This is a genomic window from Streptomyces amritsarensis, from assembly GCF_001953875.1.
GTDB lineage: Bacteria > Actinomycetota > Actinomycetes > Streptomycetales > Streptomycetaceae > Streptomyces > Streptomyces amritsarensis.
This window is the reverse complement of record NZ_MQUR01000001.1, coordinates 23,417-35,407: the sequence shown is the minus strand read 5'-3', so window position 1 is coordinate 35,407 and position 11,991 is coordinate 23,417. Positions and strand designations below refer to the sequence as shown.

The following is an 11,991-nucleotide window of genomic DNA, read 5'->3' as shown; positions in this document are numbered from 1 at the left end:
GCACGCTGACAGGATCGGATCAACGGCCCGCACCTACGGCCCGGTCGGAACCGACAGGGGAGCAGACCATGACCGCGTACGCCATCGCCCACCTCCGCCCCGAGACGATGAACGAGGACATCCTCACCTACATCGAGGCCATCCAGTCCACGATGGACCCCTTCGGCGGCCGCTTCCTCGTGCACGGCAGGCAGGTCGAGGTCCTGGAGGGCCCCTTCCCCGGCACGGTCGTCGTCATCGGCTTCCCCGACATCGAGCAGGCCCGCGCCTGGTACGCCTCCGACGCCTACCAGGCCATCCTCCCGCTCCGCACGCACCACATCGCGGGCGAGGCCGTCCTGGTCGAGGGCGTCCCGGCCGACTACGACGCCTCGAAGACGGCCGCCCGCCTGCGGGCCGAAGCCGGCCTCTGATGGGCAACCCGGCCACCTTCGTGATCGCGGGCCCGGAGGGGTACGAGCGCCGGTCCTCCTCCTTCGGAGCCGTCGGCCTCGATCTCGACCTGCTCGGCGGCCCGGAGGCGGTCCTGCCCTTCGTACTCGGCCACCGGCTCGCGGAAGGCCCCTGGTACGACGACGACATGTGCGAAGCGGGCGCCCTGATCGATCCCGCCCGCAAGCTGCTCCTGGTCTTCGCCCAGGAAGGCCCGTCGGTGGCGATGCGCACCCGCGCCGCCTGGTTGCGCACGCTCGGCCCCGCCTGGCCCGGATGGGAGGTCCGCTGGACGTACGACGGCCAGAGCGGCCTGCGCACCCACCTCGGCCTGGACCCGGGGCACGTACCCGCCACCGTGCACCCCGGCCCGGCCCTGGCGGCCGACGAGGTGGAACTGGCCGACCCCGACCCGATGGCCGCCGTCGTCACGGTCGGATCCGGCCGCTGCCACGTCCTCGCCCACATCGCCGACCACCCCGTGGCCGAAGGCCCGGCGCTCCTCGAACGACTCGCGGACGCCCCCGTCCACACCGGGTACGCGGGGCGTGCCGAGGCCGGCATCCACCTCGACCCTGCGGCCCGCAGGGTCGGGTGGTGGCTGACCGGCATCGTGCCCCACGCCGGACGCATGGCCGCGCGCTGGCCCGGCTGGACCGTGGAGTTCTGGGCCGACCGCTGGGACGAGCACGAACGGGCCTCCGGCGGCCGGTTCGCCCCGCCCGCGCCGGACCGTGCCGCCGCGCCCGCCGACGTACGGGCGCAGGCGCTGCAGCGGTGGGCCGGGCCGCGGGGCGACGTGCGGGAACGGCTCGTCGCCGCGCTCCCGCACGCCAGGATCGGCCGGGGCTTCGCCCCCGCCGTCACGGCGGAGCAGGCGGCCGCGGCCCGCGCCGCCGTGGAGCGGGCCTGCGCGGCGGCCGCCGGCACCTGACCCCGGCCTTCGGGGCCGATCGCTCCCGCGGGGTCGTCGTCCCCACCGGCTTCCCGCCCGCCGTCACCGCGCGGCCCGGCCCCGGCCACCGGCGGCGCCGGGGCTTCCCCCTCCCCGCCGCGCCGGACCTGCGAGCATGGGCTCCATGGCTACTCACCTGATCACCGGTGCCGGTTCCGGCATCGGCGCCGCCGTCGCGACCCGCCTGCACGCCCGCGGCGACGACCTCGTCCTCCTGGCCCGCGACGCCGCCCGCGGCAAGCAGCTCGTCGAGCGCTACCCCGGCTCCCGGGCCCTCGTGGGCGACCTCGCCGACCCCGACCGGCTCTCCTGGGCCTTCTCCAAGCAGGCGGTCCCCGAGCGCATCGACTCGCTCCTGCACATCGCCGGGATCGTCGACCTCGGACCGGTGGGCGACCTGCGGCCCAAGACCTGGCACCAGCAGCTCAACGTGAACCTCATCGCCCCCGCCGAGGTGACCCGCCTGCTGCTGCCCACCCTGCGCGCCTCCAAGGCCACCGTCGTCTTCGTCAACTCCGGCGCCGGCCTCAACGCCCACGCCGACTGGAGCGCGTACGCCGCCTCCAAGCACGGCCTGAAGGCCCTCGCCGACTCGCTGCGCGCCGAGGAGCGGGCCAACGGCGTCCGCGTCACCTCCGTCTACCCGGGCCGCACCGCCAGCCCCATGCAGGCCAAGGTGCACTCCCAGGAGGGCAAGGAGTACGACCCCAACGACTGGATCGACCCCGAGTCGGTGGCGACCACCATCCTCATGGCCGTCGACCTGCCCCGCGACGCCGAGGTCAACGACCTGACCGTCAGGCCGGGCCGATGAGCGCAGGCGCGACCGGTGTCGGCTCGCTGCCCGGCGGCGACGCCCGCGAGGCCGCCAGGACCGCGACCGGCTCCTTCGAGGACTTCCCGTACCTGCCCGAACTGCCGGCCCGCGGCCCCGGCGCCGACATGATCGGCCGCACCACCGGGCTGCTCGTCGACATGTACGCGCACGTGGAGCCCAGCGGCTGGCGGATCAGCGACCGGCCCGGGCGCGACACACGCCGGGCGCGGTCCTGGCTGGGCGAAGACCTCGACGCCCTGGAGGAGTTCACCCAGGGCTACACCGGCAAGCTCAAGATCCAGGCGGTCGGGCCGTGGACGCTGGCCGCCGCCCTGGAGCTGCACGGCGGCGAGGCGATGCTGCAGGACGCCGGCGCCTGCCGGGACCTGGCCGGATCACTCGCCGAGGGCCTGCGCGAGCACCTGGCCGACGTCCGCAAGCGGATCCCCGGCGCCGACGTCGTGCTCCAGCTCGACGAGCCGTCCCTGACGGCCGTGCTGCTCGGCCGGGTCCGCTCCGCGAGCGGATACCGCACCTACCGCGCCGTCGACCGGCAGGTCGTCGAGGGCGCGCTGCGCGACCTGTTCGCCGTCCACGACGGCGACGTGGTCGTCCACTCCTGCGCGCCCGAGGTCCCCTTCGGCCTGCTGCGGCGGGCCGGCGCCACGGGCGTCTCGTTCGATTTCTCCCTGCTCACGGAGCGCGAGGACGACGCCATCGGGGAGGCCGTCGAAGGCGGCACGAAGCTGTTCGCCGGAGTGGTGGCGGGCACCGACGGCCCGTTGTCGGACCCGGGCGGTAGCGTCATGGGTGTCAGGAAGCTCTGGCGCAGGCTGGGGCTGGCCCCGGGGACTCTCGCGGAGTCCGTCGTGGTCACCCCGTCGTGCGGTCTCGCGGGTGCCTCGCCCGCCTACGCCCGCGCGGTGCAGGCGCATTGCGTCAGAGCGGCGAGGTCGCTCGCCGACAACCCTGAGTGACGGTCGGGACGGGCCACGGGAGGACACGGCATGGCAGCCGAACAGCAGGACACGGCAGTACCGGCGGCGGTGCGCGAACAGCACCAGCTGCTGGCCGAGCAGGTCGAGGAGCACCGCTTCCGGTACTACGTGAACGACCAGCCGGTCGTCAGCGACGCCGAGTTCGACACGCTGCTGCGTTCGCTGGAGGCACTGGAGGAGCAGTACCCGGAGCTGCGCACGCCCGACTCGCCCACCCAGAAGGTGGCCGGGGCGTACGAGACGGACTTCGCCTCGGTCGTCCACCGCGAGCGCATGCTCTCCCTCGACAACGCCTTCGACGACGAGGAACTGTCCGCCTGGGCCGAGCGGGTGGCCCGCGACACGGGCACCCCCGCCTACCACTACCTGTGCGAGCTGAAGGTGGACGGCCTCGCCGTCAACCTCACCTACGAGAACGGCCGCCTCACCCGGGCGGCCACCCGCGGCGACGGCCGCACCGGTGAGGACATCACGCCCAACGTCCGCACCATCGCGGAGATCCCGGACCGGCTGGCGGGCGACCGGATCCCGGCGCTCGTCGAGATCCGCGGCGAGGTCTACTTCCCGATGGAGAAGTTCGAGGAGCTCAACGCCAGACTCGTCGCGGCCGAGGGCAAGCCCTTCGCCAACCCGCGCAACGCCGCGGCAGGATCGCTGCGCCAGAAGGACCCGAAGGTCACGGCGAGCCGCCCGCTGCACATGGTCGTCCACGGCATCGGAGCCCGCGAGGGATTCGAGATCGAGCGCCAGTCGCAGGCGTACGAGCTGCTGCGCGAGTGGGGCCTGCCCACCGCCCGGCACAACAAGGTGGTCTCCTCGCTCGACGAGGTCCGGGAGTTCATCGCGGAATTCGGCGAGAACCGGCACTCCGTGGAGCACGAGATCGACGGCGTGGTCGTCAAGCTCGACGAGATCGCCCTCCAGGGCCGCCTCGGCTCCACCGCCCGCGCCCCGCGCTGGGCCATCGCCTGGAAGTACGCGCCCGAAGAGGTCAACACCAAGCTGATCGACATCAAGGTCGGCGTCGGGCGCACCGGGCGCGTGACCCCGTACGCGCAGGTGGAGCCGGTGACGGTGGCGGGCTCCGAGGTCGAGTTCGCGACCCTGCACAACCAGGAGGTCGTCAAGGCCAAGGGCGTGCTCATCGGGGACACCGTGGTCCTGCGCAAGGCCGGCGACGTCATTCCCGAGATCCTCGGACCGGTGGTCGACCTGCGCGACGGCACCGAGCGGGAGTTCGAGATGCCGGCCGAGTGCCCCGCCTGCGGGACGGCGCTGCGGCCCATGAAGGAGGGGGACATCGACGTCCGGTGCCCCAACGCCCAGACCTGCCCCGCCCAGTTGCGGGAGCGGCTCTTCTACCTGGCCGGCCGGCAGTCCCTGGACATCGAGAACTTCGGCATGGTCGCGGCCGCCGCCCTGACCGGCCCGCTGGAGCCGGCCGAGCCGCCCCTGCTCGACGAGGGCGACCTGTTCGCCCTGACCATCGAGCAACTGCTGCCCATCAAGGCGTACGTCCTGGACCAGGACAGCGGCCTGCCCAAGCGCGACCCCAAGACCGGCGAGGAGAAGGTCGTCACGGTCTTCGCCAACCAGAAGGGCGAGCCGAAGAAGAACGCCCTGGCGATGCTGGAGAACATCGCCGCCGCCAAGGAGCGCCCCCTCGCCCGCATCATCAACGGCCTGTCCATCCGCCACGTCGGGCCGGTCGCGGCCGAGGCCCTCGCCCGCGAGTTCCGCTCCATCGCGGCCATCGAGGCGGCGACCGAGGAGCAGCTGACCGCCACCGACGGGGTCGGCGCGATCATCGCCGCCTCCCTCAAGGAGTGGTTCGCGGTCGACTGGCACCAGGAGATCCTGCGCAAGTGGCGTGCTGCCGGGGTCCGGATGGAGGAGGAAGGTTCCGCCGAGGAGGAGGGGCCGCGACCCCTGGAGGGGCTGACCGTGGTCGTCACCGGCACTTTGCAGAACCACACGCGGGACGGCGCCAAGGAGGCCCTGCAGAGCCGCGGCGCCAAGGTGACCGGATCCGTCTCGAAGAAGACCTCGTTCGTCGTGGTCGGCGACAACCCCGGCTCGAAGTACGACAAGGCCGTCCAGTTGAAGCTGTCCATCCTCGACGACGCCGGTTTCGCCGTGCTGCTGGAGCAGGGACCGGACGCGGCCCGCGAAGCCGCGCTCCCGGTGGACGGCGTACCCGAAGGGGAGTAGTAACGACAGGGCAATCCCCGAGGGGGAGTAGCGAAGGCGAACGGATGCGTGGCGTGCGACCGTACGGGCGGGCGCACGCCAGGCGCGGCGGACGGTGGTAAACGGCCGGTACAAGGCTGGTCGCAGGGCGGTGACCTGTCGGATCATCGGAGGGGTGACCGGGGGCCCCGGTCCAAACTCACCCGTTCGGCGGATACCGTACTGATGAGGATGGCTGGGTCGCATTCGGGCAACCACTGCCGACCGCTGCCCCTGGGAGCCTCCCGCGTCCTACTGTTGAGGGGTGCGCCTGTCGTGCACGGCTGCGGGATGCGATTCCGGCCGTGGTGGCATGACATCGGGGCCATCGCGTGACATCGGCATCGCCGGCTGTGAGAGGTACGGGCATGAAACCCACCGAAAGCGCCGACCCGTCACCTGAATTCGGCGGGGACATCCCGTCCATGCGGGCGGGCAGGCTCGGCGTCCTGCGGGCCAGGACTCCGCAGACCCGACCGGTCGACACCGGTGAGGGCGGTCAGGGGCGGCGCGGCGTGCTGCCCTTCCTCGTCGTGGGTCTCGCGGTCGCGGTGCTCACCACAGGGGTCGCGTCCGCCCTGAGCGGCCGTCACGCGCTCTTCCCCGGGGGGCCGGTCGGCTGGGCGCTGGCCCTCCTCACCGGCATCATCGTCGGCCACCTGGTCGCCCTCGGCCGGGACCGCTGGTGGGGCGGCACCGGATCCGGTGCCGCGCTCACCCTCGGCGTGCTCATCCTCTACGGCTGGGTGCCCGCCGGACTGGTCTCGCTGGCGGTGGTCTCCCTGGTCGGGGCCGCCCGCCGGCACCGCTGGCGGCAGGGGCTGCTGCACGGCTCCGTCGACATCCTCGGCATCGGGGCCGGCGCCCTCGTGCTCGCCGCGTTCGGCGAGACGCCCACCGTGGAAACCCCCTGGCTGCCCACCACCTGGGGGCTGGACGCCGTACCGGAGATCGTCCTCGTCGCCGTCGCCTACCTGCTCGCCACGCGGCTCCTGCTCTGGATCGCCCTGGCCCCGCGCGGCGGCGGGCTGCCCACCGTCGCCCGGACCGCCCTGCTGCGACAGGCGTTAGTGGCGGTCGCGCTGCTCGGCATCGCACCCCTGATCTGCGTGGTGGCGGTCAGCCAGCCGGTCCTGCTGCCGCTGTTCGCCGTACCGCTGATCGCGCTGGACTCCACCCTCTGGATCGCCCGGGCACGCGCCGAGGAGCAGCTGCGGGACCCCCTGACCGGGCTGCCGAACCGGCAGTGGCTGCTGGAGCGGGCCTGGTCCGCCCTGGACGAGGCTGAACGTTTGGGCACCCGGGCCGCCCTGGTGCTGATCGACCTGGACCGCTTCCGGGCCGTCAACGACACCCTCGGCCATCTGGCGGGCGACCGGCTGCTCCTCCAGATCGCCGACCGGCTGCGCCAGGCGCTGCCCGAGGAGGCCGAGGCCGCGCGCCTGGGTGGCGACGAGTTCGCCGTCCTGCTCCCCGTCGCCGACTCCACCACCAGCGCCCAGCGCATCGCCCGCCACCTGGTCGCGGAGCTCAGCTCCCCGCTCGACCTGGACGGCCTCACGCTCGTCCTGGAGGCCAGCGCCGGCCTCGCCGTCTTCCCCGACCACGCCCTCGACGCGGAGGGGCTGCTGCGGCGCGCGGACGTGGCGATGTACCAGGCCAAGCGGGACCGCACGGGCGTGGAGGTCTACGAGTCCAAGCGCGACAGCAACACCCCCGACCGCCTCGGCCTCCTCGGCGACCTCCGCAGGGCCCTCGACGCGGGTGAAGTGGAACTCCACTACCAGCCGAAGGTCCGCTTCGACGGGCAGGTCGCCGGGCTCGAAGCACTGGTCCGATGGGTCCACCCGGAACGCGGTCGGGTCCCCCCGGACGAGTTCATCGCGATCGCCGAGACCTCCGGGCTGATGCCCCACCTGACGGAGTACGTGCTGGAGACCGCCCTGGCCCAGGTGGCCCGCTGGCGGGCGCAGGGCCTGAAGGTCCCGGTCGCCGTCAACGTCTCGCCGCGCGACGTCCACACGCCCGGGTTCGCCGGCGCGGTGGCCGCGCGGCTGGCCCGCCACGGGGTTCCGGCGAGCGGCCTGCAACTGGAGATAACGGAACACGTCCTGCTGGAGGACCCGCAGCGGGCGGCGGACACCATGGCCGGCCTCACCGGGCACGGCGTGAAGATGTCCCTGGACGACTTCGGCACCGGCTACTCCTCACTCGTCCACCTGCGCCGCCTGCCGGTCAGCGAGCTGAAGATCGACCGCTCGTTCGTGGGTCGGCTCGCCGTGGACACGCAGGACGCGGAGATCGTCCGCTGCACCGTGGACCTCGCGCACTCGCTCGGCCTGCTCGTCGTGGCGGAGGGCGTCGAGGACGACGAGACCTGGGAGCGGCTGCGGGACCTGGGCTGCGACGCCGTACAGGGATGGCTGGTGGCTGCCGCGATGCCGCCGCAGGAGGCCACCGCCTGGCTGCTGGCCCGCGGTGAGCGCGGCTGGCGCCGCCCGGCGGACATCACGGCGGAACTGGCCGCGGCCGAAGCCGACGCGGTCTGACCCGCCCGGGCTCCACCCCGTCCCAAGCCCGGCCTCCGCCCCGTACAGCTCCGCCCCGGGACCGGCGGCGGGCTCCGCGCCGGACACCGCCCGACTTCCGCGCCGGGCGCCGCCCCCGACCCGCGTGGTGAAGGGCGCCGGGTCCGTATCCCGGTCCCGCCGGGGTTCGCGGCGAGGGGCCGCCGCGCGCGAGCGGGGCCCCGGTCCGGGTGCGCCCCCGCCCCGCTCCGCGCGGCGGTCCGGCGGCGGCCCGGCCAAACCGTTTCGCAGGCCGGGCACCGGGCCCCATAGGATTGAGCCCGAAACTACACATCCACCCACCCCCAGAGGATCGCTGCATGCCTGGCATTACGCGCGAGGAGGTCGTCCACCTCGCACGGCTGGCGCGCCTTGAGCTGTCCAGCAACGAGCTGGATCACTTCGCCGGACAGCTCGACGACATCATCGGCGCGGTCGCCCGTGTCTCCGAGGTCGCCGACCAAGACGTCCCGCCGACCTCCCACCCGCTGCCGCTGACCAACGTCATGCGCGCGGACGAGGTCCGTCCGTCGCTCACCCCCGAGCAGGCGCTCTCCGGTGCTCCCGCCCAGGAGCAGCAGCGTTTCAAGGTGCCGCAGATCCTGGGGGAGGACTAACAGCCATGGTCGACATCATCAAGCTCACGGCCGCCGAGACCGCCGAGAAGATCGCCTCCGGCGAGCTCACGGCCGTCGAGGTGACCGAGGCCCACCTGGCCCGCATCGACGCCACTGACGAGAAGGTCCACGCCTTCCTGTACGTGGACCGCGAGGGCGCGCTCGCCCAGGCCCGCGCCGTCGACGCCAAGCGCGCGGCCGGCGAGAAGCTCGGCCCGCTGGCCGGCGTACCCCTCGCCCTCAAGGACATCTTCACCACCGTCGGGGTCCCGACCACCGTCGGTTCGAAGATCCTCGAAGGCTGGATCCCGCCCTACGACGCCACCCTGACGCGCAAGCTGAAGGAAGCCGACGTCGTCATCCTCGGCAAGACCAACATGGACGAGTTCGCCATGGGGTCCTCCACCGAGAACAGCGCCTACGGCCCGACCGGCAACCCCTGGGACCTCACCCGGATCCCCGGCGGCTCCGGCGGCGGCTCCGCCGCGGCCCTCGCCGCGTTCCAGGCCCCGCTCGCCATCGGCACGGACACCGGCGGCTCCATCCGCCAGCCCGCGGCCGTCACCGGCACGGTCGGCGTCAAGCCCACCTACGGCGGCGTCTCCCGCTACGGCATGGTCGCCTTCTCCTCCTCCCTCGACCAGGGCGGGCCCTGCGCCCGTACGGTCCTGGACGCGGCCCTCCTGCACGAGGTGATCGCCGGGCACGACCCGCTCGACTCCACCTCCATCGACGCCCCGGTCCCGCCGGTCGTCGAGGCCGCCCGCAACGGCTCCGTCGCCGGCATGCGCGTCGGTGTCGTCAAGCAGTTCGCCGGCGAGGGCTACCAGGCCGGCGTCGTCCAGCGCTTCAACGAGTCGGTGGAGCTCCTCAAGGAGCTCGGCGCCGAGATCGTCGAGCTGGACTGCCCGTCCTTCGACCTCGCGATGGCCGCGTACTACCTGATCGCGCCGTCCGAGTGCTCCTCGAACCTGGCCCGTTTCGACGCCATGCGCTACGGCCTGCGCGTCGGCGACGACGGCACCAAGTCCGCCGAGGACGTCACCGCCCTGACCCGCGAAGCCGGCTTCGGCGACGAGGTCAAGCGCCGCATCATCCTCGGCACGTACGCGCTCAGCTCCGGCTACTACGACGCGTACTACGGCTCCGCCCAGAAGGTGCGCACGCTGATCTCGCAGGACTTCGAGAAGTCCTTCGAGCAGGTCGACGTGATCGTCTCCCCGACGACCCCGACCACCGCCTTCGCGATCGGCGAGCGCACCGACGACCCCCTCGCCATGTACCTCGCGGACCTGTGCACCATCCCGACCAACCTGGCCGGCAACTCCGCCATGTCGCTGCCCTGCGGCCTGGCGCCGGAGGACGGCCTCCCGGTCGGGCTCCAGATCATCGCCCCGGCGATGAAGGACGACCGGCTCTACAAGGTCGGTGCCGCCGTCGAGGCCGCCTTCGTCGCCCGCTGGGGTCACCCGCTGCTCGAGGAGGCACCGTCGCTGTGAGCACCAGTGCACTGTCCAAGGCCAAGGGCTTCAAGAAGTCCAAGACCGGCACCTACCTGTCGATCGGCACCACCGCATTCGGCGCCATCAGCGTGTTCAAGCAGGTCAAGAAGGCCCGCAGCGAGCACGACATGCTGAAGCTGGTCGACGCCGCCGTGTCCGCCGCCGCCATCGTCACCGGCCTCGCGATCCTGTACCGCGAACTCAAGCGCCTGGGCGACGACGACGTCCTGCTGGGCTGAGAGGGAAAGTTTCACCGTGACCACCTTCACCGAACTGCTGTCGTACGAGGACGCCCTGGCGTCGTACGACCCCGTCATGGGCCTCGAGGTCCATGTCGAGCTCGGCACCAGGACCAAGATGTTCTGCGGCTGCTCGACCGAGCTCGACGGCGAGCCCAACTCGCAGACCTGCCCCACCTGCCTCGGCCTGCCCGGCTCCCTCCCGGTCGTCAACGCGATCGGCGTCGAGTCGGCCGTCAAGATCGGTCTCGCGCTGAACTGCGAGATCGCCGAGTGGTGCCGCTTCGCCCGGAAGAACTACTTCTATCCGGACATGCCGAAGAACTTCCAGACCTCCCAGTACGACGAGCCCATCGCCTTCAACGGCTACCTGGACGTCCAGCTGGAGGACGGCGAGATCTTCCGCGTGGAGATCGAGCGCGCCCACATGGAGGAGGACACCGGCAAGTCGCTGCACGTCGGCGGCGCCACCGGCCGTATCCACGGCGCCTCCCACTCCCTGCTGGACTACAACCGCGCCGGCATCCCGCTCATCGAGATCGTCACCAAGCCCATCGAGGGCGCGGGCGAGCGGGCCCCCGAGGTCGCCAAGGCGTACGTCGCCGAGCTGCGCGAGGTCATCAAGGCGCTCGGCGTCTCCGAGGCCCGCATGGACAAGGGCCAGATGCGCTGCGACGTGAACCTGTCGCTGCGCCCCCACGGGACGAAGGAATTCGGCACCCGCTCGGAGACCAAGAACGTCAACTCGCTGCGCTCCGTCGAACGCGCCGCGCGCTTCGAGATCCAGCGGCACGCGGCCGTGCTGTCCTCCGGCGGCTCGATCGTGCAGGAGACCCGGCACTTCCACGAGGACGACGGCTCCACCACGGCCGGCCGCATCAAGGACAACGCCGAGGACTACCGGTACTTCCCGGAGCCCGACCTGGTGCCCGTGGCGCCGGCCCGCGAGTGGGTCGAGGAGCTGCGCGGCGGTCTGCCCGAGATGCCGCGTGTGCGCCGCAACCGCCTCCGCGAGGAGTGGGGCGTCAGCGAGCACGACATGCAGTCGATCCTCAACGCGGGCGCGGTGGACTCCATCGTCGCCACCATCGAGGAGGGCGCCGACTCGGCCGCCGCCCGCAAGTGGTGGATGGGCGAGCTGGCCCGCAACGCCAACGAGCAGGGCGTCGTCGTCGACGAGCTGCCGATCACCCCGGCGCAGGTGGCCCGGGTCGCGGCCCTGGTCGCGGCCGGCGACCTGAACGACAAGCTGGCCCGCCAGGTCATCGAGGGCGTCCTCGCCGGCGAGGGCACCCCCGACGAGGTCGTCGAGAAGCGCGGCCTGAAGGTCGTCTCGGACGAGGGCGCGCTCGGCGCGGCCGTCGACGAGGCCATCGCGGGCAACGCGGCCATCGCCGACAAGATCCGCGGCGGCAAGATCGCCGCGGTCGGCGCCCTGGTCGGCGCGGTCATGAAGACCACCCGCGGCCAGGCCGACGCGGCGCGCGTCAAGGAGCTCATCCTGGAGCGCCTGGGCGTCTCCGAGGGCTGATCCGCCCCCGCCGTCCCGCATCGCGCACGAGGCCCCGCACCGGAAGGTGCGGGGCCTCGGTCTTCTCCCGCACACTGGACCGTCGAAGCCGACCGAGGACGGGG

General features: G+C 72.6%; 10 protein-coding genes. All 10 read left to right on the top strand.

Going from position 1 to position 11,991, the window contains the following annotated elements:
* The first annotated feature begins 68 nt into the window (after nucleotides 1-68).
* The 10 genes from AVW11_RS00145 to gatB all read left to right on the top strand — a co-directional run bounded on the left by AVW11_RS00145 (nucleotide 69) and on the right by gatB (nucleotide 11,887).
* Entirely contained in the window at nucleotides 69-413 is a 345-nt protein-coding gene (locus AVW11_RS00145) for a DUF1330 domain-containing protein (protein WP_076042859.1), read from the top strand.
* The gene (locus AVW11_RS00140) at nucleotides 413-1,366 is read left to right on the top strand and encodes a hypothetical protein (RefSeq protein WP_060176834.1); all 954 of its coding nucleotides are present in this window, start codon (nucleotides 413-415) and stop codon (nucleotides 1,364-1,366) included. The genes AVW11_RS00145 and AVW11_RS00140 overlap by 1 nt, the downstream gene beginning before the upstream one ends.
* A 145-nt stretch (nucleotides 1,367-1,511) precedes the next feature.
* A complete protein-coding gene (locus tag AVW11_RS00135) occupies nucleotides 1,512-2,201 on the top strand; it encodes an SDR family oxidoreductase (RefSeq protein ID WP_076042916.1) in 690 nt (229 codons plus the stop codon).
* On the top strand, nucleotides 2,198-3,181 hold the full coding sequence (locus AVW11_RS00130) for a methionine synthase (RefSeq protein WP_030846830.1): 984 nt from the start codon (nucleotides 2,198-2,200) through the stop codon (nucleotides 3,179-3,181). The genes AVW11_RS00135 and AVW11_RS00130 overlap by 4 nt, the downstream gene beginning before the upstream one ends.
* A gap of 30 nt (nucleotides 3,182-3,211) precedes the next feature.
* Nucleotides 3,212-5,413, top strand: coding sequence for an NAD-dependent DNA ligase LigA (gene ligA, locus AVW11_RS00125; RefSeq protein ID WP_060176836.1), 2,202 nt, complete (start codon nucleotides 3,212-3,214; stop codon nucleotides 5,411-5,413).
* Between the two features lie 386 nt (nucleotides 5,414-5,799).
* The gene (locus tag AVW11_RS00120; protein ID WP_225884933.1) at nucleotides 5,800-7,980 is read left to right on the top strand and encodes a putative bifunctional diguanylate cyclase/phosphodiesterase; all 2,181 of its coding nucleotides are present in this window, start codon (nucleotides 5,800-5,802) and stop codon (nucleotides 7,978-7,980) included.
* Between the two features lie 338 nt (nucleotides 7,981-8,318).
* Nucleotides 8,319-8,615, top strand: coding sequence for an Asp-tRNA(Asn)/Glu-tRNA(Gln) amidotransferase subunit GatC (gene gatC, locus AVW11_RS00115; protein ID WP_030030671.1), 297 nt, complete (start codon nucleotides 8,319-8,321; stop codon nucleotides 8,613-8,615).
* Between the two features lie 5 nt (nucleotides 8,616-8,620).
* Entirely contained in the window at nucleotides 8,621-10,114 is a 1,494-nt protein-coding gene (gatA, locus tag AVW11_RS00110; protein WP_060176838.1) for an Asp-tRNA(Asn)/Glu-tRNA(Gln) amidotransferase subunit GatA, read from the top strand.
* Nucleotides 10,111-10,356 carry a hypothetical protein gene (locus tag AVW11_RS00105; protein WP_030030669.1) on the top strand — a complete coding sequence of 82 codons (246 nt, stop codon included), beginning with the start codon at nucleotides 10,111-10,113 and terminating at the stop codon, nucleotides 10,354-10,356. Before gatA ends, AVW11_RS00105 begins: the two co-directional genes overlap by 4 nt.
* A 16-nt stretch (nucleotides 10,357-10,372) precedes the next feature.
* Nucleotides 10,373-11,887: an Asp-tRNA(Asn)/Glu-tRNA(Gln) amidotransferase subunit GatB gene (gatB, locus tag AVW11_RS00100; RefSeq protein ID WP_030846843.1), complete on the top strand. Its 1,515-nt coding sequence runs from the start codon at nucleotides 10,373-10,375 to the stop codon at nucleotides 11,885-11,887.
* Nucleotides 11,888-11,991: the final 104 nt, after the last annotated feature.